The organism is Massilia endophytica, assembly GCF_021165955.1.
Taxonomy (GTDB): Bacteria; Pseudomonadota; Gammaproteobacteria; order Burkholderiales; family Burkholderiaceae_D; genus Rugamonas; species Rugamonas endophytica.
Map to the genome: position 1 here is coordinate 5164686 of NZ_CP088952.1, position 24197 is coordinate 5188882.

Sequence of the window (24197 nt, forward strand, 5' to 3'; positions counted from 1 at the left end):
GCGCAATCGATTGCGCGTTGCATATAAGAATACCGGAGACTTCAAAGCATGACGCCCCGCATCACCATAGTCGGCAGCATCAACATCGATCTGGTGTTCCGCACCCCGCGCATGCCCATGCTCGGCGAGACCATCAGCGGCGAAGGCTTCCGTCAGGTCGCAGGCGGGAAAGGCGCCAACCAAGCCGTGGCCGCGGCCCGCCAAGGCGCCGAGGTGCATTTCGTCGGCGCCGTGGGCGACGACGCCTTCGGCCGCAGCGCCCTGGACGGCCTGCGCGGCGACGGCATCGGCACCGGGGGCATCGCTGTGGTGCCCGGCGTGGCGACCGGCGTGGCGGGCATCTTTGTCGACGACAGCGGCGCCAACAGCATCGTCATCGCGCCCGGCGCGAACGACACCCTGGACGTGGCCCAGGTGGAGGCTTGCGCCACCACCATCACCGGCTCCTCCTACCTCGTTTGCCAGTTGGAAACCCCGCTCGCCACTGTCACGCGCGCCATCGAGATCGCCCGCGCCGCGGGCGTGAAGGTGGTGCTGAACGCTGCGCCCGCGGCCGATCTGCCGGGCAGCCTGCTCGCCATGTGCGACTACCTGGTGGTCAATGAAACCGAAGCCTCCCAGCTGAGCGGCGTGGACGTGCGCGGCAGCGACGACGCGGTGGCGGCGGCCCGCGCCCTGTGCCGCCGCGGCGCTGGCGCCGTCCTCCTGACCATGGGAGAATCCGGCGTCGTCGTGTCGGACTGCGGCACCCAGCATCTGGTCCCGGCGGCGAAGGTGCAGCCGGTGGATACCACGGCAGCGGGCGACACCTTCGTCGGCGCCCTCACCGTGGCGCTGGCGCGCGGCCTGACCCTGGAAGCGGCCACGCGCGAAGCGCAATACGCCGCCGCGCTGGCCGTAACCCGCATCGGCGCCCAGACCTCGATTCCGACGCGCGAAGAATTGCAGCAATTTATCGATAGCCGGGGCGGCCGCGCGGCCCTCGGCCTCGACCTGTAAGGAGGACCTGCCACCCCGCATGACCTGCCGTGCCATGACTGAAAGAGAGCCCGCCCAGACCGGGCGCCTGAACAAACTCTATGAGCGATAAGAAAATCATGAAGAATATGAGCGAGACCATCAAATTGACCCCCATCGCCGCTGCCGTAGCCGCCATGCTGTTCGCTGGCGCCGCCTCCGCCCAGCAGGCTTCCGCCGCCGACGAGCAGAAGGCGGACGACAAGAGCAGCACCACCGTGATCGTGACCGGTACGCGTACCGCCAAGGCGGTCGACAAGATTCCTGGCGCCGTGAACGTTATCTCCTCCGCCGAGGTGGCCCGTTCGCTGGCCATCAGCGAAGACGCCACCGCCGTGCTGGCGCGCGTGGTTCCCGGCTATGCCGAAGCCACCCAGGCCATGAGCAACACCGGCGAGACCCTGCGCGGCCGTATTCCGCTGCGCCTCTTCGACGGCATTCCGCAAAGCTCCCCGCTGCGCGAAACCCAGCGCAGCGGCTCCTTCACCGACCTGGGCGTGGTGGGGCGCATCGAAGTGATCAACGGTCCTTCCGCTTCGGAAGGCGTGGGCGCTGCGGGCGGCATCATCAACTACGTGTCGAAGACGCCGACCAAGATGGGTACGGAAGTCACGGTGACGAGCAAACTGAGCTCCCAGTTCGAAGACGACAGCATGGCCTGGAAAGTGGGCGCCAACGTCGCGCACAAGGAAGAGGCCTACGACCTGCTGTTCGCCACCTCCGAAGTGGACCGTGGCGTGCAGTACGACGCGCACGGCCGCCGCATCGGCATGAACGCCTCCGGTTCGCTGAACGACACCGAAGGCCGCAACCTGTTCCTGAAGGCGGGCTTCAACCTGAGCACCAGCCAGCGCGTGGAACTGCAGGCCAGCCGCTTCAAGCTGAACGGCAAGGGCAACTACGTCTACCAGGAAGGCAACCGCGCCACCGGCCTCACCGACACTGCGGTGCCGGGCAAGCCTTTCAACGGCCAGGCCGAGTTCAACGACTTCCGCCAGTACGCCGCGAACTACACCAACGACGATATCCTGGGCGGCACCTTCACAGCGCAGGCCTACAAGGCGCAGCAGGCGATGCGTTTCGTTGCGGAGAAGGGCGGCGCCGACAAGCAGGACCCGCTGATCGCTCCGCTGGGCACCCTGGTCGACCAGTCCGAGGTGTTCTCGAAGAAGCGCGGCCTGCGCACCGGCTACACCCGTCCGGACTTCCTCACTTCCGGCCTGGAACTGCGCGCCGGTGTGGACATGGTGCGTGACCAGACCGAGCAGCGTCTGGCGCTGACCAACCGCACCTGGGTGCCGCCGATGGTCTACACCAGCACCGCGCCGTTCGGCCAGCTGTCCTACGACATCGGGAACGTGACCCTGAGCGGCGGCTATCGCCGCGAATCCGGCGAGCTGGAAGTGAACAGCTACACCACTACCTACTTCAACAACCGCGTGAACGTGGAAGGCGGCTCGCTGGACTACGAAGCGAACCTGCCGAATGCCGGCGCCGTATGGCGTTTCGCTCCGGGCTGGTCCACCTATGTCTCTTACGGCAAGGGCTTCGCGCTGCCGAACGTGGGTATTCCGCTGCGTAACATCAAGGTGCCCGGCCAGAGCGTGAAGGGCATCCTCGACCTGCAGGCCATCATCGTGAAGAACAAGGAGATCGGCGCGAACTGGAAGGGCAAGATGGGCAGCCTGGCGGCTTCCTACTACCAGTCCGATTCCGACTTCGGGGTGTCGCTGTCCATCGATCCGAAGACCGGCGACTTCATCATGCAACGCGCGCCGGTACGCGTGAAGGGCTATGAGATTGCGGGCGAATACAACGTGACCCGCGACCTGCGCCTGAACGGCGCCTTCGCCCACATCCGCGGTGTGACTGCGTCGCGCCTGGGCGGCCCGCTGGATACCGAGCAGGGCATCGCCACCATCGGCCCGGACAAGCTGACCACCGGCGTGAACTGGCAGTGGTCCGAGCGCGGCAACGTGCGCCTGGACTCCACCACCTTCAAGGGCCGCGAAACCAACCCTGGCAAGTCCTCGCGCGAGAAGACCGGCGGCTACACGCTGTTTGACCTGACCTCCTCGTACAAGACCCGTTACGGCGACCTGACCCTGGCGGTCGAGAACCTGGCCGACCGTTACTACATCCTGACGTGGGCGCAGGTTCCTGGCTTCCAGAACTACTTCGCAGGCCGCGGCCGTACCATCTCGCTGACCCACAGCATCACCTTCTAAGCGAGAGGCCACACAGACCGCCATGCGCAGCAAACTCTTTGTGCCGGGCTCGCGCCCGGAGCTTTTCGCCAAGGCGCTGAATGGACAGGCCGATGCCATCTCGATCGACCTGGAAGACGCAGTGCCCGAAGCGCGCAAGGAGGAGGCCCGCGCGGCGGTTGCCGAGTTCCTGCGCTCGCCGCAGGCGCTTGAAAGCGGGAAGCTGATCATCGTTCGCGTGAACGCGATCGGCACCCCGCATTTCGAAGCGGACGTGATGGCTGTGACGCAGCCATCACTGGGCATGCTGAATCTGCCGAAGGCGGAATCGGCTGCCGATATTCATACGGTGTGCGCCACCCTGGCGCGCGCCGAAGCTGCAAACGGCGTGGCGCGCGCGGTGCGCGTGCTGGCCAATATCGAATCCCCCCTTGGCCTGCGGCGCGCGGCGGAAATCGGCGCCGCCGATCCGCGCGTGGCGGGCCTGCAGCTCGGCTTTGCCGACCTGTTCGAATCCAACGGCATCGCACGCCGCGACACGGCCAATGTGCACGCGGCGATGTTCGCGCTGCGCATGGCGGCCGCCGAAGCGGGCGTGTTCGCCTATGACAGCGCCTTCCCCGACATCAAGGATGCAGACGGCTTCCGCGCCGAGGCGCAGATGTCGAAACGCCTGGGATTCTGGGGCAAGAGCTGCATCCATCCCTCGCAGGTGGCGCTGGCCAATGAGGTGTTCGGCGCCAGCGCTGCAGAGTACGAACATGCGGTGCGCGTGCTGGAAGCGGCCCGCGCCGCCGAGGCATCCGGCGCCGGCGCCTTCACCGTGGATGGCAAGATGATCGACCTTCCCTTCATCCGCCGTGCCGAAGCCGTGGTCGCGGCAGGCGCTCCGGCGCAAGGCGCAGCGCCTGCGCAGGTAGGTTCCACCAAACGCCTGCCATTGGCGGGTATCCGCGTTCTGGACCTCAGTGCCTATATCGCAGGGCCCTACGGCTGCACCCAGCTGGCGGACATGGGCGCGGAGGTGATCAAGGTCGAACCGCCGGTGGGCGATAACCTGCGCAAATATCCATCCACGCTGGAAGCGGAAAGCCGCGCCTTCCTCGGCGTGAACCGCAGCAAGCGCGGCATCGTGATCGACCTGAAGCAGCCGGACGGCCTGGCCGTGCTGCAGAAGCTGGTGGACACGGCCGACGTCCTGGTCCACAACTTCCGCCCCGGCGTGCCGGAGCGCCTGGGCATCGGCTATGAACAACTGAAGCAGCGCCGCCCGCAGCTCGTGTACTGCGCCGTCACGGGCTATGGCGAAACGGGCCCGATGAAAGACAACGCAGGCTACGACCAGGTGCTGCAGACCTTCACCGGCATCTGCGCCCTGCAAGGCCCGGCCGGCGGAGAACCGCAGATCGTCTACGGCAGCGTGGTGGACTACTACGCCGCCGCGCTGGTGGCGTCGGGCGTCAGCGCCGCGCTGTTCGAGCGCGGCCGCAGCGGCCAGGGCCAGTATGTCGGCGTGTCCCTGCTGCGCAGCGCGCTCGCCATGCAGTCCGCGCGCCTGATCAAGGCGGACAATGAACCGCTTGCGATCGGCCGCGACATGCGTTCCGGCGGCATCACGGGCATCCACCCCGCGCGCGAGGGCTATATCTACCTCTCCGCCAACACGGCCCATTTCTGGGCCACGCTGTGCGAGCGCGTGGGACTGCCGGAACTGGCGGCGGACGAGCGTTACGACACCGTGCGCAAGCGCGCCGAGAATGCGGACGTGCTGGTGCCGAAGCTGCGCGCCGCGCTGGCTGCGCGTACCGCGCGGGAATGGGAACAGGTGTTCGGCAGCGATGTGCCCTGCGCCGCCGCGCGCCAGCTGGAAGAGATGTTCGATCACCCGCAAGTGCTGGCGGAAGGAATGATGGCGGCCATGCATCATCCCGCAGTCGGCAGCTATCAGGGATTCACCGAAGTGGTCCGCTTCGGCAACGCCCCCGCACCCGCGCCGTTTGCGGCGCCCGCGCTGGGACAGCATTCGGACCAGATACTCGCCGCCAACGGCTATTCGCCCGAAGAGATTTCGCGCCTGCGTGCACTCGGCGTCATACGCTGATGCGCTCCGGCCCACTACAGGTTGACCAGATGACCAAGCAATCCCTCCATTCCGCGCGCACTGCGGCTGCGCCTTTCATCATGCCTGCGGCTGGCATGATGCTGGCCATGCTACTCCTGCTCTGCATGCTGCTCGCGCCCCGCGCGGCGCTGGCGGACAATCTCGCGTCCATGCGCAATACGGAGCTGCCCACGCTGCCCGTGAAGCAGACGGCTGCGCGCTTCATCAGCCTCGAAGGCCGCCTGCTGGCGCTGACGGACGACCGCAGCTGGCTCCTGAGCGAAGACCGCAAGTCCTGGACCGCGCTCGAGTACCGCGCGCCTTATGCGCTGGCGTCGGCAGCCGGGGAGAAGCAGAGCTATCTGATTTCCGGCTCGGCAGGCGCGATGCAGGTGGTGAGCAAGGTGGAGCGCCTCAAGCTGCGCAACTCCACCGTGGAAGCCAGCGACCTGCCTCCTCTCCCTCCGCTGACGCAGGCTTTCGCGGCGGCCCTGGGCGACAAGCTCTATGTGGCGGGCTACGGCGCCTCCGGCGCGCCGCAGCTGCTGGCGCTGGACACCGCGGCGCCAGGCGCCAGCTGGGAAACCCTGCCCGCGTGGGACGGCAAAGGTGCATCGATCTCCTCGCTGGCCGCCCAGAACTCCTCGGTTCTGCTGACGCTGCGCGGCGCAGAAGGACAGGGCGACCGCTTGCTGCGCTGGAAAGCGCGTACCGGCTGGGAGGAAATGAAACCCGTGCCCGGAGCCGTGCTGCCAGGCGCCGCCCGCGCCACCGGACAGGCCCACGTACTTTATCTGGCGCGCCCGGCGGGCAAGGCGAACGCCGCGCCGGAACTGCATACCTATCACACTATCACCGGCTCATGGGCCGTATCGTCCATTCCGCCCGGCGCGCCCGAAGCGGCGGCGCAGCAGAGCGGTGAGCTGGCCGCGGGCTGGGCCAACGGCCTGCTGCACGCCTACACTGGCGCCGATGGTTCGCAGCACATCGCCTACACCGAAATCGTGTCCGGCAAACGCCTGCTGAAAACATTCGACTGGTTCGTGATCGTGGCCTACCTGGCGGGCATGCTGGGCATCGGCTGGTATTGCTACATCCGCGAGAAGCGCAACTCCACCTCCGATTTCTTCGTGGGCGGCCGCTCCATTCCCTTCTGGGCTGCGGGCATCAGCCTGTACGCCGCGAACACCAGCTCCATCAGCTACATCGCCATTCCCGCCAAGGCCTTCGAGACCAATTGGCAGTACATGACGAACAACCTGGTGGCTGTGGTGGCGCTGACCTTCGTCGCCGTGGCCGTGGTCCCGCTGCTGCGCCGCCTGGACCTGATGTCGGTGTTCCACTACCTGGAGATCCGCTTTCATCCCTCGATCCGCATGATCGCGAGCCTCATCTGCATCCTGGTGCAGATCGGCAGCCGCATGAGCGTGATCCTGCTGCTTCCTTCGCTCGCCATTGCCACCATCACCGGCATCGACGTCACCTGGAGCATCATCATCATGGGCGGCTTCACCATCATCTATACCGCGATGGGCGGCATGAAGGCCGTGGTGTGGACCGACTTCGTGCAGCTCTTCGTGAAGATGGGCGGCGCGCTCTTCGCCATCGGCTTCATCATCTGGAAGCTGGATGGCGGCGTGATGGAGTTCGTGAACGTTGCCGCGGCGGAGAGCAAGACCAAGCTGTTCGACTTCAGCTGGGACCTGACCCAGCCCACCGTCTGGGGCTTCATTTTCCTCGTGCTGTTCGACGTGGTGCTCACCTTCCCCAAGGACCAGGTGCTGATGCAGCGCGTGCTGTCCACCAAGTCGGCCAAGGAAGCCACCCGCTCGATCTGGACCTTCGCCGCGATCTCAATTCCCGGCGGCTTTATCTTCTACACCATCGGCACCGCGCTCTACACCTACTACAAGAGCCACCCGGAGCGCATGAATCCCCTGCTGAATGTGGATGCGACCTTCCCCCTCTTTATCGCGGCCGAACTGCCGACCGGCATCACGGGCCTGATTATCGCGGGCATCCTGGCCGCCGCCATGGCCACGCTGTCCGGCATCATGAACAGCGTCGCCACGCTGGCCTCGGTGGACTTCTACGAGAAGCTGGTGAAGAACCCCACGCCGAAGAAGAGCGTGGTGTTCGCCGAAGCGGCCACCGTGGCCACGGGCCTGATCGGCATTGCCGCCGCGTTGCTGCTGTCGCGCTTCAACGCCCACTCGCTGTTCGACGTGTCGATCGAACTGGCAGGCCTGCTCAGCGGCGGCTTCGCCGGCGCCTACACGCTCGGCATGTTCACGCGCCGCGCCAACTGGCAGGGCGTGGCCATCGGCATCGTGTGCAGCTCGATCCTGACCACCGTCTGCTGGACCTTCAAGATCGTCCACCCCTACTTCTACCTGCCGATCTCGATCATGCTGTGCATCGTGTTCGGCTATCTCGCCAGCTATCTCTTCCCTGCGCCGAAGCAGTCGCTGGCAGGCCTCACCATCTACGCTGACAAACCCTAACACCGAAGAAGATCATGACTAGCAAGCGCCCACCCACCTACGATACCCGCACCGTGCCCGCCAAGGAGCCGAAGCACTGGGATACGCCGCTGCCGCACACGCTGCCAGCGCATCTCCCCACGCCGGGCAAGGCGCCCGACTGGCCCTACATCAACATCGGCAAGTGGAAGATCGACGTCAACAACTACGCGGACAGCTGGCGCAAGGAGCTCACGATCTGGCGCCACGAGCACAAGATCCGCGCGGGCTACGACGGCTCCCGCTACGACCGCGAGGACCTCGCCTGGTCGCAGCGCAATTTCGTGCACACGCAGATGATGGTGGAGGACCGCTACTTCTACGATCCGGTGAAGGGCGAGTACACGGTGGACCGCTACCTGGACGACCTGGAGCGCCGTTTCGGCGGCATAGACAGTGTGCTGATCTGGTACGTGTACCCGAACATCGGTATCGACAACCGCAACCAGACCATGCTCGCCAGCGACATGCCCGGCGGCCTGGAAGGCCTGAAGAAGGCGGTGGAAGCGTTCCAGAAGCGCGGCGTGCGCGTCTTCCTGCCCACCATGCCATGGGATAACGGCACTCGCCCTGAAGGCAAGGAAGACTGGGAAGCGGTGACCGACCTTGCCGTCAAGCTGAATGCCGACGGCGTGAACGGCGACACCTACAATGGCGTGCCGCGCGTCTATGCCGACTGCGCCGACAAGGCAAAACAGCCGCTGATCTTCCAGCCCGAAGGTTCGCTGACGGCCGACGAGGCGCTGCAATGGAACCAGCAGACCTGGGGCAAGGCATCGACGGAAACCATTCCCGCAGTGAGCAAGGTGAAGTGGCTGGAATCGCGCCACATGGTGAATCTGGAAAACCGCTGGTGCCGCGACCGCACGGACGATTTCCATTACATGTTCTTCAACGGCGTGGGCTATACCGCCTGGGAGAACGTATGGGGCATCTGGAACCAGTTCACGGACCGCGACGGCGAGGCGCTGCGCCGCATCTCCACCATCTACCGCCAGTTCCCCGAACAGCTGGTGAGCCCCGGCTGGGAGCCGTATGTGACGGCCCTGCAGCAGAACGTGTTCGCCAGCCGCTTCCCGGCCAATGGCGTCACGCTGTGGACCATCGTGAACCGCAATGAATACGAAGTGAATGGCGAGCAGCTGATCGTGCCGCATACCGAAGGCCGCCAATACTATGACGTGTGGAACGGCGTGCCCATCGCCCCGCGCATCCAGGGCGAAGGCGAGGCCGCAACTGCCAGCTTCGACCTCACGCTGGAAGTGAAGGGCTTCGGCGCCATCGTCGGCGTGGACAAGGGCATGGCCGTGCAGGGCATGGACGCTTTCCTGAAGAAGATGGCGGGCATGGCCGCACAGCCCCTGCGCAGCTTCTCCGGTGCGTGGAAGCCGCTGCCGCAGAAGATGATCGATATCGCGCCGACCAAGCCTGCGGCCGCCGCGCCGGAAGGTATGGTCGCCATCCCTGCCGGTACTTTCGATTTCGTCGTGACCGGCATCGAGGTGGAAGGCTACACCTGGGCAGGCATGGACTTCCAGTACCCATGGGAGAGTATCGCCCGCCGCGCGCACCGCCGCCGCATGGACATGAAGCCCTTCTATATCGACAAATACAACGTCACCAACGCCCAGTTCAAGGCCTTCCTCGACGCTTCCGGCTACAAGCCGCGCGACGCGCACAACTTCCTGAAGGACTGGGACAACGGCGCGCCGCGCAAGGGCTGGGAGAACAAGCCCGTGACCTGGGTGGGCCTGGAAGATGCGCGCGCCTATGCCGCCTGGGCGGGCAAGCGCCTGCCGCACGAGTGGGAATGGCAGTATGCCGCGCAGGGTACGGACGGCCGCCTCTATCCATGGGGCGACCAGTGGAACGATGCAGCGGCGCCCGCGAAGAATAAGGGCCGCGAACTGCTGCCGCCAGCCGACGTGGATGCGCATCCCCAAGGCGCCAGCCCCTTCGGCGTCATGGACCTGGTGGGCAATGTGTGGCAATGGACCAGCGAGTTTGAGGACGAGCACACGCGCGCCGCAGCGCTGCGCGGCGGCAGCTCCTACTTCCCGCAAACCTCGCACTGGTACTTCCCTCAGGCGCACCGCCTCGACCAGCATGGCAAGTACCTGCTGATGGCGCCAGCCAAGGACCGCTCCGGCATGCTGGGCTTCCGCTGCGTGGTGGACGCTGCCTGACATGAAACCAGCCGTTTCCCCATTCCCCGCTCCGTCCCAGGTGCAGCTGCAAGGCCTGCTGGGCGAGGCGCTGGACGCCAACCTGCGCGGCCGCCTGTCCCACTTCATCGAAGACGAGCACAGCCCGGCCATTGCCCTGTTCTCGCCTGAGCACAAGTGTTGCAACCATGAAGGCGACTGGTACGGCGAGCATGCCGGGAAGTGGCTGTACGCCGCGGCGCGCGCCGCCAGCCGCAGCGCGGACTCTGCGATCCCGCTGCATGTGCAAAGGGTGGCGGACTATCTGGTGTCTGTGCAGGAAGCGGACGGCTACCTCGGCACCTACGCCCCCGAGCGCCGCTTCGTGCAGAAGCAGCCGCGCGGTCCCCGCACCTGGGATGGCGCGCCGGGCAAACGCACCTGGGACATCTGGACTCACAGCTACCTGATCATCGGCCTGCTGGAGGTGCACAAGTACTTCCCCAATGACCGCTATCTCGCCGCAGCGCGCAAGATCGGCGACCTGTGCCTGCAGGCGCTCACCTCGGGCGGCATCGACATCACGGAGCTGGGCAACCATCACGGCATGTCCGCCACCATCCTGCTCGATCCGGCGGCGGAGCTTTACCTGCGCACCGGCGAGCCGCGCTACCTGCAACTGGCGGAACTGATCGTGGAGCAGGCCGACGCGCGGCCCGAGCTCAATCTGCTGACGCAGGCCTCGAGCGGCGTGGATGCCGCGGAGATCGCCACCGGCAAGGCCTACCAGCTGTGCTGGAACATGGTGGGCATGGCCAAGCTGCACCGCGCTACCGGCAAACAGCAGTACCTGGACGCCGTGCGCAATGTATGGCGCAGCGTGCGTGAATACCACCTGACCCTGGGCGGCGGCCCCTGGGGCGGCGTGGCCCACCGTTCGCGCGAGGTCTTCAACCATCACGGCGCGTTCTCGCCATACGGCTACATTGAAACCTGCTCCACGCTGGCGTGGATGCAGATGAACCGCGAACTGCTTGCCATCACGGGCGAAGCGCAATTCGCCGAGGAGATCGAGCGCTCCGCCTACAACGACCTGCTTGCCGCCCAGGCGCCCAATGGCGAAGACTGGTGCTACTACATCTTCCCGAACGGGAAGCGCGTTTACACGACCTACTGGCGCTGCTGCAAATCCAGCGGCTCCATGGCGCTGGAAGAACTGCCGGGCGTCGCGTTCACCCAGCGCGCTGCCGACGAAATCGCGGTGAATATCTACGGCCCGGGCACCGCTTCGCTGGATACCGCCTCCGCAGGCCGCGTGCTGCTCACCCAGCAGACTGCATATCCGGCCGACGGCGCGGTGAGCATCGCGGTGCAGCCCGAGAGGGCAGGGCGCTTCACGCTCGCGCTGCGGATTCCTTCATGGGCGGATGGCGCCTCGGTAATGGTCAACGGCACGGCGGCAGGCTCCGCGCGGCCGGGCGAATACCTGCGCGTCGAGCGTGAATGGCAGGCGGGCGATGTGGTGGAGCTGTCGCTGCCGATGGTTCCGCGCCTGCACCGCAAATTGAGCCAGAATACCCAGGAATCGCTGGCGCCGGACGGCTCGCCTGTGGCCCAGCAGGTCATGCGTTACGAATACGCGGCCATCACACGCGGCCCGCTGGTGTACGCGACAGGCCTGATCGACGGCTTCAAGACCGAGGAAACGGTGATCCTGGCCGAGGGTGATGCGCTGTCCATGGCCCCCGACGCCTTGCCGCAGGATGCCAACGGCCCCGCCATCCGGCTCAAGCTCGCGTCGCGGGGAGACCTGATCTTCGTGCCTTATTACGAAGCGGGCGGACGGCGCGACGGGACCTGGCGCCTTACCTGGCTCCAGCTCGCCCCGCCGCTCTGATGACTGGGGAGCATGCTGTATCATCTGCGCATGCTCATCATCACCATCAAACAGGGCAAGGAAAAAAGCCTGCTCTCCGGCGACCCTTTGATTTATCTCTCCGCCGTCGAAAGGGTCGACGGCAAGCCGCAGGAGCGCAGCAAGCAGGGCGCCACGGCCCTCGTGCAGACCTCGTCGCGCCAGTTCCTGGCCCGCGCGGCCTATAACGCCAAGTCGCAGGTCGCCGCCCGCGTCTGGACCTTGCGCGAGGACGAGCCGGTCGACCACGCGATGATCAAGCGGCGCGTCCAGACCGCCGTGCAGCTGCGGGCCGATGGCCTGCGCGATGCGGACCCGCAGGCGCTGTTTCCGCTGATCGATGGCGACAGGGACGGCCTGCCCGGTCTCCTGGTGCACAGCTACGGCGGCCCCCAGGGCTATCTGGTCTGCCAGTTCAATGCTGCCGGTGTGGATCTGTGGAAGGTGGCCGTGGTGCAGGCGCTTCTCAAGGCTACCGGCTGTCCCAACGTCTACGAATATTGCGACCCTTTGCTGCGCAAAGGCGAAGGGCTTCCCCTCACGCGCCGCGTGCTGGCAGGAGAAGAACCGCCCCAGCGCCTGATGGTGCGCCAGGATGGCAGGCTGGTGCCGATGGACATCCGCACAGGCTTCACCTATCCGCGCTGAAAAGCCCCCGGCGCCGAAGCCACCTGGTTTTGGGGGACAGTGGCATAGATCAGCAACTCGCCAGACGCCCCGATGCTGACTAGGGCAGCCCAAACGTACGCTCTGTATTTCTTCATGGCGAGGCCTCCCGTTTTCAGTGCCTGGCGGTGTTGAACGCCAGCTGGTCGGCGAAGGCCCGCTTGTACGCTGGACGCGCTTCCCCGCGCGCCACATACGCGGCCAGGCTGGGGAATTCGTCCAGGATGCCCGACGGCCTTGCCCTGAGCAGCACCGACACCATCAGCAGGTCGCCCGCGCTGAAATTCCTGTCCAGCCATTCTGCATCGCCCAGCCGCGCCGAGAGCTGGTTCAGGCGGGTGCGGATGCGGCCCTTAATCAGGGGCATGCGTTCCTGGCTCCAGGGTTTGTCGCCCTCAATGAACTTGGCGATGACGATTTCCAGGATCGGCGGCTCCACCGTGTTGAGTGCGGCGAACATCCAGGTGATGGCCCGCGCCCGCGCATTCTCGTCCTCCGGCAGCAGGCCCGGATGGCGCGATGCGATATGCAGGATGATAGACCCCGACTCGAAGAGGGCGAGATCGCCTTCTTCGAAGGTGGGAATCTGGCCGAAGGGATGAAGGGCCAGGTGCGCTGGCTCCTTCATCGCGGCGAAGGAAACCGGACGGACCTCGTAGGCCAGTCCAGCTTCTTCCAGCGCCCAGCGTACGCGCGTATCGCGGGCCAGGCCCATGCCGCCGTCGGGCGAGCGTTCAAAGGCAGTAATAGTGATAGTCATCGCGGAATCTCCTGGTGATTGCGGGTCTGCATAGGCACGACGAACGAGGAATCGCCAGATCGACAAGTCCGGTCAGGAATTTGAACCGGCTGCGTCGATGAGATTGGTACGCAGCTTGACCACGGCCTTTTGCAGGGTCCGGAACTCATCGGGTGTGAGCCCCGCCGCCCTGGCGGTGATCTCCCGATAGTCGAAGGCCTTCTCCCGCAGCTGGCGTCCCGCCTCGGTGAGCGACACCCGTACGCTGCGTTCGTCTTCCGTGTCGCGCTCGCGGCGCACATAGCCCATCGCTTCCAGGCGCTTCAGCATCGGCGTGAGCGTGCTCGGCTCCAGGAACAGCTTTTCGCTCAGGCCTTTCACGGTCTGCATGTCCTCTTCCCAGAGGCAGATGATGGTGACGTACTGCGGGTAGGTCAGGCCCAGTTGCTCCAGCACCGGCTTGTACACCCGCGAGTAGGCGAGGTTGGTGGAATAGACGGCGAAGCACATGAAGTCGCCCAGCTTGGCCGTGTTTTTGCTCCCTTGCTCTGGGTTGCTCATTTGACATCCTCTAAAAATAATTATCGCGATAATGATTATCGTACTTGAAAAATCCGAAAACTGCGTATAAAGTTGCTTTCATAATGATTATCGTCATAAATACCTGCGAGAAACTTTCCTTATCGACATCGGAGAATTCATGAGCACACACAACAAGCCTTCCCGGATCCGCAATCTCGCCGCCGCCGCCCTGGCCGCAAGCCAACTCGCCATGGTGGACCTGGCCCAGGCGCAAACGCCGGCCCAGCCGCGCACCTTCACTGCGATCAGGCAGATCGACGCCGGCGACCTGAACGTCGGCTACGTGGATGAAGGCCCCGCCGGCGGACCGGTGGTGATCCTGCTGCACGGCTGGCCCTACGACATCCACAGCTACATCGATGTCGTGCCCCTGCTGACGAAGGCTGGCTACCGCGTGATCGTGCCGCACCTGCGCGGCTATGGCAGCACCCGCTTCCTGGACCGGAATGCCGTACGCAACGGCGAGCCCGCGGCGCTCGCGGCCGACCTGGTCGCGCTGATGGACGCGCTGAAGATCGACAAGGCCGTCCTGGCGGGCTACGACTGGGGCGCGCGCACGGCCGACATCGTTGCCGCCTTGTGGCCCGAGCGCGTAAAGGGCCTGGTCTCGGTAAGCGGCTACCTGATCGGCAGCCAGGAGGCGGGCAAGCAGCCCTTGCCGCCGAGCGCCGAACTGCAATGGTGGTATCAGTTCTATTTCGCCACCGACCGCGGCCAGGCGGGCTATGAGAAGAACCGCCACGATTTCGCGAAGCTGATCTGGCAGACAGCCTCCCCGCAGTGGCGCTTCGATAACACCACCTTCGACCGCAGCGCCGCGGCGCTGGACAATCCCGACCACGTGGCCATCACGGTCCACAACTACCGCTGGCGCCTCGGCCTCGCGGCGGGAGAAGCGAAGTATGCTGGCCTGGAAGCCCGCCTCGCCCAGTTCCCGTCGATTTCCGTGCCCACGATCACGATGGAAGGCGACGCCAACGGCGCGCCGCACCCCGACCCGGCTGCCTATGCCAAGCGCTTCACCGGCAAATACAAGCATGAACTCATCTCGGGCGGCATTGGCCACAACCTGCCGCAGGAAGCGCCGCGCGCCTTTGCCGACGCCGTGATCGAAGTCGACCATCTCTGATACCGCCAAAAAGGAAATGACCATGAAAAAAGTACTGCAAGCCACCGCCGCCAGCGCGGTCTTTGCCACCGCCTTCAACCCGGCGCATGCCGCGCCCATCACGGCGGTGCCGGGCACGCCCGCCAAACCGACCATCATTCTCGTGCACGGGGCGTTCGCCGATTCGAGCAGCTGGGACGGCGTGGCACGGAAGCTCGTGGCGAAGGGGTACCCCGTGCTGAGCGTCGCCAACCCCCTGCGTGGCGTGGATGCGGACGCCCGCTATGCCGCGAGCGCGATCCAGGCTGTGAAAGGCCCCGTCGTCCTGGTCGGCCACTCCTATGGCGGCATGGTCATCTCCAAGGCGGCGGAGGGCAATGCGAACGTGAAGTCGCTGGTGTATGTGGCGGCCTTCGCGCCGGAGCAGGGCGAGACTGTCGCAGGCCTGGCGAACCGCTTCCCCGGCAGCACGCTGGGCCAGGCCCTGGCCGATCCGGTGGCGCTGGATGGAGGCGAGGATCTCTACATCCGCCAGGACAAGTTCCACGAGCAGTTCGCCGCCGACGTTCCGGCAGCGCAGGCCGCCCTGATGGCTGCTAGCCAGCGCCCGATCGCCGTTGCCGCGCTCGAAGAGCAGACCACCGGCACGGCGTGGAAGCAGTTGCCGTCCTACTTCGTGTACGGCAGCGCGGACCGGAACATTCCCCTCGAAGCCTTGCGCTTCATGGCCAGGCGCGCGGCGGCAAAGGATGTGGTGGAAGTCAAAGGCGCATCCCACGTGGTCATGGTTTCCCACCCGGACGCGGTGACGAAGCTGATCGAAGAAGCAGCGGCAGTTCGGTAATCCGAAAGGACATGCTTCGGGTAAATTACCCAAAAAAATGCACGAAATAACGTGCATTTCCGGGCCCGCAGTAGTAGTCTTGTTCCGATTGCTGCTACCACTACAACTATTGCGGGCTTAAGTATGGCGATAACGAATTCGATCTACGCCAAGGCGACGGTAAGCATCACCGAGCTGCGGCGCAATCCCGGCCAAGTGATTGAGGAGGCAGGCGACGCAGCTGTTGCGATACTTAACCACAACCGCCCAGCGGCCTATCTCGTTCCCGCCAGCGTGTACGAGCAACTGCTGGATCTGCTGGAAGACGCCGAGCTCGCTGAGCTGGCGCGCTCCCGCCGCAGCGAGGCAACGATCAAGGTCGCGCTGGATGAGCTATGAACTGGAGTTCACCAAAAGCGCGCTCAAGGAATGGCGTGATCTGGATCCGGGCATAAGAGAGCAATTCAAAAAGCAGCTTCACAAGCGGCTCGAGAATCCCCACGTTCCCTCCGCCCGCCTTCATGGCTCCGGGATGGGAGATCTCTACAAGGTAAAGCTCAGGGATGCAGGCTACCGGCTGGTCTATGAGGTGCTGGACCAGCGTATCGTGGTGCTGGTCCTGGCCGTGGCCAAGCGCGACAAGGGGCTGGCCTACCATCTGGCAGAGCGGCGAAAGCGCGCAATCTTGCCAGAAAGGTAATTCGCGGCAAATGGCGCGGCGCCAAGCCGACATACCTCGTACATACTTGTTGCGTCAAGAGTCTTTTCAGGCTAAACTAGCCGGCTTCGGTATGGATTCGTCTTTTTATTGGTCCGTACTTCTTTTTGTAGTTAAACAAAGCCCCGCCCAATCGTAGGTGGGAATGGAGAAAAAATGAGCCTTGGCCTCCTCGGTCGCAAGGTTGGCATGATGCGCATCTTCACGGATGACGGGGATTCGATCCCTGTGACCGTGCTGGACGTATCGAACAACCGTGTTGCGCAAATCAAAACTCCTGAAACGGATGGTTATTCCGCTGTTCAGGTCGCATTCGGTCAGCGTCGCGCTTCCCGCGTGAACAAAGCCGCTGCGGGTCACTACGCTAAAGCTGGTGTGGAAGCCGGTACTCTGCTGAAAGAGTTCCGTGTCGACGCCGCTAAAGCCGCCGAACTGAAAGCTGGCGCCGTTGTCGCCGCCTCCCTGTTCGAAGTTGGTCAGAAAGTCGACGTGCAGGGCGTTTCGATCGGTAAGGGCTATGCCGGTACCATCAAGCGCTACAACTTCTCGTCCGGCCGTGCCACCCACGGTAACTCCCGTTCGCACAACGTACCAGGCTCCATCGGTATGGCGCAGGATCCGGGCCGCGTCTTCCCAGGCAAGCGCATGACCGGTCACATGGGCGACGTCACCGTCACCACCCAGAATCTGGAAATCGCCCGCATCGACGCTGAACGCCAGCTGCTGCTGGTGAAAGGTGCAGTACCAGGCGCGAAAAACGGCCAGGTGGTTGTATCCCCAGCCGTTAAAGTCAAAGCAAAGAAGGGAGCTTAATCGATGGAACTCAAGCTCTTGAACGCGCAAGGTCAAGCCGCGTCGAACGTGGCAGCCGCTGACACCGTCTTCGGCCGCGACTACAACGAAGCGCTGATCCACCAAGTCGTGGTCGCCTATGCAGCGAACGCCCGCAGCGGCAACCGCAAGCAGAAGGACCGCGAAGAAGTCCACCACACGACCAAGAAGCCATGGCGCCAGAAAGGCACCGGCCGCGCCCGTGCTGGTATGTCGTCCTCGCCACTGTGGCGCGGCGGCGGCCGCATCTTCCCGAACTCGCCTGACGAGAACTTCACCCACAAAGTGAACAAGAAGATGTACCGCGCCGGCCTGTGCTCGATCCTGTCCCAGCTGGCTCGCGAAGAGCGCCTGGTCGTGATCGAAGATCTGGCCCTGGAAGCCCCGAAAACCAAGCTGCTGTCGCAAAAGCTGACCGGCATGGGTCTGGATTCCGTGCTGATCATCACCGACACCATTCAAGAAAACCTGGAGCTGGCTTCCCGCAACCTGCCGAACGTGCTGGTTGTCGAGCCGCGCCACGCAGATCCAATGTCGCTGGTCTTCTACAAGAAGATCCTGGTCACCAAGGCGGCACTGGCACAGATCGAGGAGTTGCTGGCATGAGCGCCGTCAAAATTAGCGAAGAGCGCCTGATGAAGGTGCTGCTGGCGCCGGTCATTTCCGAAAAGGCCACCATGGTCGCGGAAAAGAACGAACAGATCGTGTTCCGTGTTGCACAGGACGCGACCAAGCCAGAAATCAAGGCCGCCGTTGAACTGCTGTTCAAAGTGGAAGTGGAATCGGTGCAGACCGTGAACCGCGAAGGTAAGGTCAAGCGTTCCGGCCGTTTCATCGGTCGCCGCAACCACACCAAGCGCGCTTTCGTGTGCCTGAAGCCCGGCCAGGAAATCAATTTCTCCGAGGAGGCTAAATAATGGCACTCGTTAAGATGAAGCCAACCTCGCCAGGCCGCCGCGGCATGGTGAAGGTGGTGAACGCCGACCTGTACAAGGGCCGCCCGTTCGCCGCTCTGGTTGAGAAAAAGTCGAAGACCGCCGGCCGTAACAACAACGGCCACATCACCACCCGCCACATCGGCGGTGGCCACAAGCATCACTACCGCCTGGTCGACTTCAAGCGCAACAAGGACGGCATCCCCGCGAAAGTGGAACGCATCGAATACGATCCGAACCGCACCGCGCACATCGCCCTGCTGTGCTACGCCGACGGCGAGCGCGCCTACATCATCGCCTCCAAGGGCATGGCCGTGGGCGACACCGTGCAGAACGGTTCGGAAGCGCCGATCAAGGCCGGCAACTGCCTGCCCATCCGCAACATCCCGGTCGGCACCACGATGCACTGCGTCGAAATGCTGCCAGGCAAGGGCGCCCAGATGGCCCGCACCGCCGGCGCCGGCGTCGTGCTGATGGCCCGCGAAGGCACCTACGCCCAGGTGCGCCTGCGCTCCGGCGAAGTGCGCCGCGTGCACATCGAGTGCCGCGCTACCGTGGGTGAAGTCGGCAACGGCGAGCACAACCTGCGCAAGATCGGCAAGGCCGGCGCCATGCGCTGGCGCGGTGTCCGCCCGACCGTCCGCGGTGTGGTGATGAACCCGATCGACCACCCGCACGGTGGTGGTGAGGGCCGTACCGCCGCTGGTCGTCATCCAGTGTCGCCATGGGGCCAGCAGACCAAGGGCAAGAAGACTCGCAGCAACAAGCGCACTTCTTCGATGATCGTCTCGCGCCGCGGCAAGAAATAAGGATAAATCATGACTCGTTCATTGAAAAAAGGGCCGTTCTGCGACGCCCACCTGGTGAAGAAGGTCGAAGCCGCGCAAGCGTCGAAAGACAAGAAGCCAATCAAAACCTGGTCCCGTCGTTCGACGATCATGCCTGACTTCATCGGCCTGACCATCGCTGTGCACAATGGCAAAGTCCACGTGCCGGTGTATGTGTCCGAGAACATGGTTGGTCACAAGCTCGGCGAATTCGCGCTGACCCGCACCTTCAAGGGCCACGCTGCTGACAAAAAGGCGAAGAAATAATGGAAACCAAAGCAATCCTCAAAGGCGTGCGCCTGTCGGATCAAAAAGGTCGCCTGATCGCTGACCTGATCCGTGGCAAGAAGGTTGACGCTGCACTGAACATCCTGCAGTTCAGCCCGAAAAAAGGCGCGTTCATCGTCAAGAAAGTGCTGGAGTCCGCTATTGCGAACGCCGAGCACAACGACGGTGCCGACATCGACGAGCTGTTCGTGAAAACGATCTACGTCGAAAAGGGCCCGATCCTGAAGCGCTTCACCGCGCGTGCAAAGGGCCGTGGCGACCGTATCTCTAAACAATCCTGTCACATTTATGTGACCGTGGGTAATTAAGGAGCCGCGATGGGACAGAAAATTCATCCAACCGGCTTCCGCCTGGCAGTCACCCGTAACTGGGCTTCGCGCTGGTACGCGACCAACGGCAACTTCGCTTCCATGCTGAACGAAGACCTGAAGGCGCGCGCATACCTGAAGAAGAAGCTGAAGAACGCTTCCGTCGGCCGCATCGTCATCGAGCGTCCTGCGAAGAACGCCCGCTTCACCGTGTACAGCTCCCGTCCGGGCGTTGTGATCGGCAAGAAGGGCGAAGACATCGAAGTGCTGAAGTCCGACCTGACCAAGATCATGGGCGTGCCGGTGCACGTCAATATCGAGGAAATCCGCAAGCCGGAAATCGACTCGCAGCTGATCGCCGATTCGATCTCGCAGCAGCTGGAAAAGCGCATCATGTTCCGCCGCGCCATGAAGCGCGCCATGCAGAACGCCATGCGCCTGGGCGCCCTGGGCATCAAGATCATGTCCTCCGGCCGCCTGAACGGCATCGAGATCGCCCGCACCGAATGGTACCGCGAAGGCCGCGTGCCTCTGCATACCCTGAAGGCGGACATCGACTACGGCACCTCCGAAGCGTCCACCACCTACGGCATCATCGGTGTCAAGGTGTGGGTCTACAAGGGCGACCGCTCCGCCACCGGCGAAGCGCCCGTCATCGAGACCCCGGCCGACGAGAAGAAGCCGCGCGGTCCCCGTCGCGACGATGGCAAGCCAGCTGGCCGCCCACGTCCAGGTCCAGGCGCTAAACCAGGCGCACCAGCCGCCCGCCGCGCTGCCAAGCCGGCTGCAGCTGAGAAAGCAGGAGAATAATCATGCTGCAACCAAGCCGCAGGAAATATCGTAAAGAGCAGAAAGGCCGCAACACCGGCATTTCGCACACCACCGGCACCTCGGTGTCGTTCGGCGAGTTCGGCCTGAAGGCCGTGGCACGCGGCCGCATCACCGCGCGCCAGATCGAGTCCGCACGCCGTGCGATGACCCGTCACATCAAGCGTGGTGGCCGTATCTGGATCCGCGTCTTCCCGGACAAGCCGATCTCCAACAAGCCGGCCGAAGTCCGTATGGGTAACGGCAAGGGCAACCCGGAGTACTACGTGGCCGAAATCCGTCCAGGCAAGGTCCTGTACGAAATGGACGGCGTGGCCGAAGAACTGGCGCGCGAAGCGTTCCGCCTGGCTGCTGCCAAACTGCCGCTGGCTACCACCTTCGTGGTGCGCCAGGTCGGCCAATAATTGGAGTGAACTATGAAAGCATCTGAACTCCGCGGCAAAGACCAGGCAGCTCTGCAGAAAGAGCTGAACGACCTGCTGAAGGCGCAGTTCGGCCTGCGTATGCAATCCGCGACGCAGCAGCTGGGCAACACCTCGCAGCTCAAGAAGGTACGCCGCGATATCGCACGCGTAAAAACGGTAATGAACACGAAGGAAGCAAAATGACCGAGCAAGTAAAGCTGAAGCGTACGCTGATCGGTAAAGTTGTGTCCGACAAGATGGACAAGACCGTTACCGTGCTGATCGAACGTCACGTGAAACACCCTCTGTACGGCAAGATCATCGTCCGTTCCGCCAAGTACCACGCGCACGACGAGACCAACCAGGTCAAGGCCGGCGACACCGTGGAAATCGCGGAAGGCCGTCCGATCTCGAAGACGAAGGCGTGGACGGTGACCCGTGTAGTGCAAGCTGCACAAATCGTCTAAGCAAGTTGACCCTGCCGGGGCCGCGCGGCCCCGGTGACAACTTAATTAGTTCTTGCAGGCCCGCAGGTTTTATGTAATACTTGCGGGCTTCGTTCATGTATCGCCGCTAAGTGTCATTCCACTGGCGCGGTTCGCGGTCAGTACTTGTATGAAGATCAAGCACCCAATCAGTGCGCATCGTGCGCTCTGGCGGGACCAAGACTGACCGATGTCCGCATTGTGTGGATTCTTCGGCTTAAGTTGGGAAAGAGAATACTATGATTCAAACTGAAAGCCGGCTCGAAGTAGCCGACAACACCGGTGCCAAGGAAGTCATGTGCATCAAGGTGTTGGGCGGTTCCAAGCGCCGTTATGCTGGCATCGGCGACGTGATCAAGGTCACCGTGAAGGTGGCCCAGCCTCGCGGCCGTGTCAAAAAAGGTGAAATTTATAACGCCGTGGTTGTGCGTACCGCTAAGGGTGTGCGCCGCCAGGACGGTTCCCTGGTCAAGTTCGACGGCAATGCCGCCGTTCTGCTGAACTCCAAGCTGGAACCGATCGGTACCCGTATCTTTGGCCCAGTGACGCGCGAGCTGCGCACTGAGAAGTTCATGAAGATCGTGTCCCTGGCACCGGAAGTCCTGTAAGGAGTCGTAATGGATAAGATTCGCAAAAACGACGAAGTCATCGTCCTGACCGGCAAGGACAAGGGCAAGCGCGGCGTGGTGCAACAGCGTGTCGACGCTGAGCACGTCGTGGTGGAAGGCGTGAACGTGGCCAAGAAGGCCGTCAAGCCGAACCCGATGACTGGCGTTACTGGTGGCATCGTTGACAAGACCATGCCGATTCACGTGTCCAACGTTGCCCTGTTCAACGCTGCGACCGGCAAGGCAGATCGCGTGGGCTTCAAGGACGTGGACGGCAAGAAAGTCCGCGTGTACAAGTCCTCCGGCGAAGTAGTGAAGGGGTAATCAGAAATGGCCCGTCTGCAACAACTGTACAAAGACAAGGTCGTTACCGAGCTGACCGAGAAATTCGGCTACAAGTCGGTAATGGAAGTGCCGCGCCTGACCAAGATCACCCTGAACATGGGTCTCTCGGAAGCCGTGGCTGACAAGAAAATCATCGAGCACGCTGTGGGCGACCTGACCAAGATCGCCGGCCAGAAGCCGGTGGTGACCAAGGCCCGCAAGGCAATCGCCGGCTTCAAGATCCGCGAAGGCTACCCGATCGGCACCATGGTGACCCTGCGCGGCGCCCGCATGTATGAATTCCTGGACCGCTTCATCACCGTGGCCCTGCCGCGCGTGCGTGACTTCCGCGGCGTGTCCGGCCGTTCCTTCGATGGCCGCGGCAACTACAACATCGGCGTGAAAGAGCAGATCATCTTCCCGGAAATCGAGTACGACAAGATCGACGCGCTGCGTGGCATGAACATCTCGATCACCACGACCGCCAAGACCGACGACGAAGCGAAAGCTCTGCTCGCCGCATTCAAATTCCCGTTCAGGAACTAAACGATCATGGCAAAACTCGCACTGATTAACCGTGAACAGAAGCGTGCCGACCTGGTGGAGAAGTTCGCCGCCAAGCGCGCCGCTCTGAAGGCCATCATTGATGACCAGTCCAAGTCGGAAGAAGAGCGTTACGAAGCGCGCCTGAAGCTGCAGGCCCTGCCACGCAATTCCGCGCCGACCCGCCAGCGCAACCGCTGCGCCGTGACCGGCCGTCCACGCGGCACCTTCCGTAAATTCGGTCTGGGCCGTATCAAGCTCCGTGAATTCGCCATGCGTGGCGAGATCCCGGGTATGACCAAAGCCAGCTGGTAATAGGAGAATAAGCAATGAGTATGAGCGATCCTATCGCCGATATGCTGACCCGCATTCGCAACGCCCAGGGCGTGCAGAAAACGACCGTGGCCATGCCATCGTCGAAAGTCAAAGTCGCGATTGCCAACGTCCTGAAGGACGAGGGTTACATTGAAGATTTCGCCGTGTCGACCACCGACGGCAAAGCGGAACTGAAGATCGGTTTGAAATATTACGTTGGCCGTCCGGTCATCGAGCGCCTCGAGCGCGTGTCCCGTCCGGGCCTGCGTGTCTACAAAGGCAAAGGCGAAATCCCGACCGTGATGAACGGCCTGGGCGTTGCTATCGTGTCCACCCCGCAAGGCGTGATGACCGACCGCAAAGCGCGCGCTACCGGCGTCGGTGGCGAAGTCATCTGCTTCGTAGCTTAAGGAGTAATTGACAATGTCCCGAGTAGCTAAAATGCCGATCGCTGTGCCAGCTGGCGCCGAAGTCGCCATCTCCGCGCAAGCGATCACCGTCAAGGGCCCGCTGGGCACCCTGACCCAGAGCCTGAACGGCCTGGTCAAAGTAGAAAACAACGCTGGCACGCTGACCTTCGACGTCGCCAACGACAGCCGTGAAGCCAACGCCATGTCCGGCACGCTGCGCGCGCTGGTGAACAACATGGTAACCGGCGTGACCAAGGGCTTCGAGAAGAAGCTGTCCCTGGTCGGCGTGGGTTACAAGGCGCAGGCCGCAGGCGACAAGCTGAACCTGTCGCTGGGCTTCTCCCACCCTGTCGTTCACGCGATGCCAGCCGGCGTCACCGTCGCCACCCCGACCCCGACCGAGATCCTGATCAAGGGTATCGATCGCCAGAAGGTAGGCCAGGTGGCTGCTGAAGTGCGTGCTTACCGCTCCCCTGAGCCTTATAAAGGCAAGGGTGTCCGCTATGTGGACGAAGTGGTGAAGCTTAAAGAAACCAAGAAGAAGTAATT

Annotated in this window: 29 protein-coding genes and 1 pseudogene; 28 read left to right on the forward strand and 2 right to left on the reverse strand. The window is 63.4% G+C overall.

Going from position 1 to position 24197, the window contains the following annotated elements; translation table 11 throughout:
* The first annotated feature begins 48 nt into the window (after positions 1-48).
* The 8 genes and pseudogenes from rbsK to LSQ66_RS23660 all read left to right on the forward strand — a co-directional run bounded on the left by rbsK (position 49) and on the right by LSQ66_RS23660 (position 12554).
* A complete protein-coding gene (rbsK, locus tag LSQ66_RS23625) occupies positions 49-999 on the forward strand; it encodes a ribokinase (RefSeq protein WP_231767606.1) in 951 nt (316 codons plus the stop codon).
* 80 nt (positions 1000-1079) lie between these two features.
* On the forward strand, positions 1080-3245 hold the full coding sequence (locus LSQ66_RS23630; protein WP_231767607.1) for a TonB-dependent receptor: 2166 nt from the start codon (positions 1080-1082) through the stop codon (positions 3243-3245).
* A 22-nt stretch (positions 3246-3267) separates the two neighbouring features.
* Positions 3268-4050: pseudogene (locus LSQ66_RS23635) on the forward strand (HpcH/HpaI aldolase/citrate lyase family protein); the annotation flags it as partial.
* 9 nt (positions 4051-4059) lie between these two features.
* Positions 4060-5325: a CaiB/BaiF CoA transferase family protein gene (locus LSQ66_RS23640; RefSeq protein ID WP_407659652.1), complete on the forward strand. Its 1266-nt coding sequence runs from the start codon at positions 4060-4062 to the stop codon at positions 5323-5325.
* 29 nt (positions 5326-5354) lie between these two features.
* Positions 5355-7829: a sodium:solute symporter gene (locus LSQ66_RS23645; protein WP_231767608.1), complete on the forward strand. Its 2475-nt coding sequence runs from the start codon at positions 5355-5357 to the stop codon at positions 7827-7829.
* Between the two features lie 14 nt (positions 7830-7843).
* Entirely contained in the window at positions 7844-10033 is a 2190-nt protein-coding gene (locus LSQ66_RS23650; RefSeq protein ID WP_231767609.1) for a formylglycine-generating enzyme family protein, read from the forward strand.
* Position 10034: 1 nt separating this feature from the next.
* The gene (locus LSQ66_RS23655; protein ID WP_231767610.1) at positions 10035-11888 is read left to right on the forward strand and encodes a glycoside hydrolase family 127 protein; all 1854 of its coding nucleotides are present in this window, start codon (positions 10035-10037) and stop codon (positions 11886-11888) included.
* 30 nt (positions 11889-11918) lie between these two features.
* Positions 11919-12554 (forward strand): SAM-dependent methyltransferase, encoded by a 636-nt coding sequence (locus tag LSQ66_RS23660; RefSeq protein WP_231770188.1) that lies wholly within the window; start codon positions 11919-11921, stop codon positions 12552-12554.
* Positions 12555-12687: 133 nt separating this feature from the next.
* Here LSQ66_RS23660 and LSQ66_RS23665 read toward each other — a convergent pair whose 3' ends face one another.
* Both LSQ66_RS23665 and LSQ66_RS23670 read right to left on the reverse strand, forming a co-directional pair.
* Positions 12688-13332: a glutathione S-transferase family protein gene (locus LSQ66_RS23665; RefSeq protein WP_231767611.1), complete on the reverse strand. Its 645-nt coding sequence runs from the start codon at positions 13330-13332 to the stop codon at positions 12688-12690.
* A gap of 72 nt (positions 13333-13404) precedes the next feature.
* On the reverse strand, positions 13405-13872 hold the full coding sequence (locus tag LSQ66_RS23670) for a MarR family winged helix-turn-helix transcriptional regulator (RefSeq protein ID WP_231767612.1): 468 nt from the start codon (positions 13870-13872) through the stop codon (positions 13405-13407).
* A 139-nt stretch (positions 13873-14011) separates the two neighbouring features.
* Here LSQ66_RS23670 and LSQ66_RS23675 point away from each other — a divergent pair, with 139 nt between their 5' ends.
* The 20 genes from LSQ66_RS23675 to rplF all read left to right on the forward strand — a co-directional run bounded on the left by LSQ66_RS23675 (position 14012) and on the right by rplF (position 24195).
* Positions 14012-15022, forward strand: a complete 1011-nt coding sequence (locus LSQ66_RS23675; RefSeq protein ID WP_269449116.1) for an alpha/beta fold hydrolase — start codon at positions 14012-14014, stop codon at positions 15020-15022.
* A gap of 22 nt (positions 15023-15044) precedes the next feature.
* On the forward strand, positions 15045-15845 hold the full coding sequence (locus LSQ66_RS23680; RefSeq protein ID WP_231767613.1) for an alpha/beta fold hydrolase: 801 nt from the start codon (positions 15045-15047) through the stop codon (positions 15843-15845).
* Positions 15846-15968: 123 nt separating this feature from the next.
* Positions 15969-16223, forward strand: a complete 255-nt coding sequence (locus LSQ66_RS23685; protein WP_231767614.1) for a type II toxin-antitoxin system prevent-host-death family antitoxin — start codon at positions 15969-15971, stop codon at positions 16221-16223.
* The gene (locus tag LSQ66_RS23690; RefSeq protein WP_231767615.1) at positions 16213-16524 is read left to right on the forward strand and encodes a type II toxin-antitoxin system RelE family toxin; all 312 of its coding nucleotides are present in this window, start codon (positions 16213-16215) and stop codon (positions 16522-16524) included. The genes LSQ66_RS23685 and LSQ66_RS23690 overlap by 11 nt, the downstream gene beginning before the upstream one ends.
* A gap of 174 nt (positions 16525-16698) precedes the next feature.
* Positions 16699-17355 carry a 50S ribosomal protein L3 gene (gene rplC / locus LSQ66_RS23695; protein ID WP_231767616.1) on the forward strand — a complete coding sequence of 219 codons (657 nt, stop codon included), beginning with the start codon at positions 16699-16701 and terminating at the stop codon, positions 17353-17355.
* 3 nt (positions 17356-17358) lie between these two features.
* Complete coding sequence (gene rplD / locus LSQ66_RS23700) at positions 17359-17979, forward strand: 50S ribosomal protein L4 (protein ID WP_231767617.1); 621 nt, start codon at positions 17359-17361, stop codon at positions 17977-17979.
* Positions 17976-18290: a 50S ribosomal protein L23 gene (gene rplW / locus LSQ66_RS23705; RefSeq protein ID WP_231767618.1), complete on the forward strand. Its 315-nt coding sequence runs from the start codon at positions 17976-17978 to the stop codon at positions 18288-18290. Before rplD ends, rplW begins: the two co-directional genes overlap by 4 nt.
* Positions 18290-19117: a 50S ribosomal protein L2 gene (rplB, locus tag LSQ66_RS23710; RefSeq protein ID WP_231767619.1), complete on the forward strand. Its 828-nt coding sequence runs from the start codon at positions 18290-18292 to the stop codon at positions 19115-19117. Before rplW ends, rplB begins: the two co-directional genes overlap by 1 nt.
* Positions 19118-19126: 9 nt before the next feature.
* Positions 19127-19402: a 30S ribosomal protein S19 gene (rpsS, locus tag LSQ66_RS23715; RefSeq protein ID WP_130315950.1), complete on the forward strand. Its 276-nt coding sequence runs from the start codon at positions 19127-19129 to the stop codon at positions 19400-19402.
* Positions 19399-19731, forward strand: coding sequence for a 50S ribosomal protein L22 (rplV, locus tag LSQ66_RS23720; protein ID WP_207232949.1), 333 nt, complete (start codon positions 19399-19401; stop codon positions 19729-19731). Before rpsS ends, rplV begins: the two co-directional genes overlap by 4 nt.
* Before the next feature lie 9 nt (positions 19732-19740).
* Complete coding sequence (rpsC, locus tag LSQ66_RS23725) at positions 19741-20541, forward strand: 30S ribosomal protein S3 (RefSeq protein WP_231767620.1); 801 nt, start codon at positions 19741-19743, stop codon at positions 20539-20541.
* Positions 20542-20543: 2 nt separating this feature from the next.
* Positions 20544-20963: a 50S ribosomal protein L16 gene (rplP, locus tag LSQ66_RS23730; RefSeq protein ID WP_231767621.1), complete on the forward strand. Its 420-nt coding sequence runs from the start codon at positions 20544-20546 to the stop codon at positions 20961-20963.
* Between the two features lie 12 nt (positions 20964-20975).
* Positions 20976-21167 (forward strand): 50S ribosomal protein L29, encoded by a 192-nt coding sequence (gene rpmC, locus LSQ66_RS23735; RefSeq protein ID WP_231767622.1) that lies wholly within the window; start codon positions 20976-20978, stop codon positions 21165-21167.
* Complete coding sequence (rpsQ, locus tag LSQ66_RS23740) at positions 21164-21430, forward strand: 30S ribosomal protein S17 (RefSeq protein WP_231767623.1); 267 nt, start codon at positions 21164-21166, stop codon at positions 21428-21430. Before rpmC ends, rpsQ begins: the two co-directional genes overlap by 4 nt.
* 257 nt (positions 21431-21687) lie before the next feature.
* Positions 21688-22056 carry a 50S ribosomal protein L14 gene (gene rplN / locus LSQ66_RS23745; protein ID WP_107144090.1) on the forward strand — a complete coding sequence of 123 codons (369 nt, stop codon included), beginning with the start codon at positions 21688-21690 and terminating at the stop codon, positions 22054-22056.
* A gap of 9 nt (positions 22057-22065) precedes the next feature.
* Complete coding sequence (gene rplX / locus LSQ66_RS23750) at positions 22066-22380, forward strand: 50S ribosomal protein L24 (RefSeq protein WP_231767624.1); 315 nt, start codon at positions 22066-22068, stop codon at positions 22378-22380.
* Positions 22381-22386: 6 nt separating this feature from the next.
* Positions 22387-22926, forward strand: a complete 540-nt coding sequence (rplE, locus tag LSQ66_RS23755; RefSeq protein WP_231767625.1) for a 50S ribosomal protein L5 — start codon at positions 22387-22389, stop codon at positions 22924-22926.
* Between the two features lie 6 nt (positions 22927-22932).
* On the forward strand, positions 22933-23238 hold the full coding sequence (gene rpsN / locus LSQ66_RS23760) for a 30S ribosomal protein S14 (RefSeq protein WP_231767626.1): 306 nt from the start codon (positions 22933-22935) through the stop codon (positions 23236-23238).
* Positions 23239-23252: 14 nt separating this feature from the next.
* Positions 23253-23648, forward strand: coding sequence for a 30S ribosomal protein S8 (gene rpsH, locus LSQ66_RS23765; protein WP_231767627.1), 396 nt, complete (start codon positions 23253-23255; stop codon positions 23646-23648).
* Between the two features lie 13 nt (positions 23649-23661).
* Entirely contained in the window at positions 23662-24195 is a 534-nt protein-coding gene (gene rplF / locus LSQ66_RS23770; protein WP_231767628.1) for a 50S ribosomal protein L6, read from the forward strand.
* The last annotated feature ends 2 nt before the right edge of the window (positions 24196-24197 follow it).

Coding starts and splice junctions, on each gene's coding strand:
- rbsK (WP_231767606.1), top strand. CDS start 49: ATGACGCCCCGCATCACCATAGTCGGCAGCATCAACATCGATCTGGTG.
- LSQ66_RS23640 (WP_407659652.1), top strand. CDS start 4,060: ATGATCGACCTTCCCTTCATCCGCCGTGCCGAAGCCGTGGTCGCGGCA.
- rpsH (WP_231767627.1), top strand. CDS start 23,253: ATGAGTATGAGCGATCCTATCGCCGATATGCTGACCCGCATTCGCAAC.
- LSQ66_RS23670 (WP_231767612.1), bottom strand. CDS start 13,872: ATGAGCAACCCAGAGCAAGGGAGCAAAAACACGGCCAAGCTGGGCGAC.
- rplX (WP_231767624.1), top strand. CDS start 22,066: ATGGATAAGATTCGCAAAAACGACGAAGTCATCGTCCTGACCGGCAAG.
- rplN (WP_107144090.1), top strand. CDS start 21,688: ATGATTCAAACTGAAAGCCGGCTCGAAGTAGCCGACAACACCGGTGCC.
- LSQ66_RS23680 (WP_231767613.1), top strand. CDS start 15,045: ATGAAAAAAGTACTGCAAGCCACCGCCGCCAGCGCGGTCTTTGCCACC.
- rplF (WP_231767628.1), top strand. CDS start 23,662: ATGTCCCGAGTAGCTAAAATGCCGATCGCTGTGCCAGCTGGCGCCGAA.
- LSQ66_RS23665 (WP_231767611.1), bottom strand. CDS start 13,332: ATGACTATCACTATTACTGCCTTTGAACGCTCGCCCGACGGCGGCATG.
- LSQ66_RS23630 (WP_231767607.1), top strand. CDS start 1,080: ATGAGCGATAAGAAAATCATGAAGAATATGAGCGAGACCATCAAATTG.
- rplP (WP_231767621.1), top strand. CDS start 20,544: ATGCTGCAACCAAGCCGCAGGAAATATCGTAAAGAGCAGAAAGGCCGC.
- LSQ66_RS23660 (WP_231770188.1), top strand. CDS start 11,919: ATGCTCATCATCACCATCAAACAGGGCAAGGAAAAAAGCCTGCTCTCC.
- rpsC (WP_231767620.1), top strand. CDS start 19,741: ATGGGACAGAAAATTCATCCAACCGGCTTCCGCCTGGCAGTCACCCGT.
- LSQ66_RS23685 (WP_231767614.1), top strand. CDS start 15,969: ATGGCGATAACGAATTCGATCTACGCCAAGGCGACGGTAAGCATCACC.
- LSQ66_RS23655 (WP_231767610.1), top strand. CDS start 10,035: ATGAAACCAGCCGTTTCCCCATTCCCCGCTCCGTCCCAGGTGCAGCTG.
- rplW (WP_231767618.1), top strand. CDS start 17,976: ATGAGCGCCGTCAAAATTAGCGAAGAGCGCCTGATGAAGGTGCTGCTG.
- rplD (WP_231767617.1), top strand. CDS start 17,359: ATGGAACTCAAGCTCTTGAACGCGCAAGGTCAAGCCGCGTCGAACGTG.
- LSQ66_RS23650 (WP_231767609.1), top strand. CDS start 7,844: ATGACTAGCAAGCGCCCACCCACCTACGATACCCGCACCGTGCCCGCC.
- rplB (WP_231767619.1), top strand. CDS start 18,290: ATGGCACTCGTTAAGATGAAGCCAACCTCGCCAGGCCGCCGCGGCATG.
- rplE (WP_231767625.1), top strand. CDS start 22,387: ATGGCCCGTCTGCAACAACTGTACAAAGACAAGGTCGTTACCGAGCTG.
- rpsQ (WP_231767623.1), top strand. CDS start 21,164: ATGACCGAGCAAGTAAAGCTGAAGCGTACGCTGATCGGTAAAGTTGTG.
- LSQ66_RS23690 (WP_231767615.1), top strand. CDS start 16,213: ATGAGCTATGAACTGGAGTTCACCAAAAGCGCGCTCAAGGAATGGCGT.
- rpsS (WP_130315950.1), top strand. CDS start 19,127: ATGACTCGTTCATTGAAAAAAGGGCCGTTCTGCGACGCCCACCTGGTG.
- LSQ66_RS23675 (WP_269449116.1), top strand. CDS start 14,012: ATGAGCACACACAACAAGCCTTCCCGGATCCGCAATCTCGCCGCCGCC.
- rpsN (WP_231767626.1), top strand. CDS start 22,933: ATGGCAAAACTCGCACTGATTAACCGTGAACAGAAGCGTGCCGACCTG.
- rplC (WP_231767616.1), top strand. CDS start 16,699: ATGAGCCTTGGCCTCCTCGGTCGCAAGGTTGGCATGATGCGCATCTTC.
- rpmC (WP_231767622.1), top strand. CDS start 20,976: ATGAAAGCATCTGAACTCCGCGGCAAAGACCAGGCAGCTCTGCAGAAA.
- LSQ66_RS23645 (WP_231767608.1), top strand. CDS start 5,355: ATGACCAAGCAATCCCTCCATTCCGCGCGCACTGCGGCTGCGCCTTTC.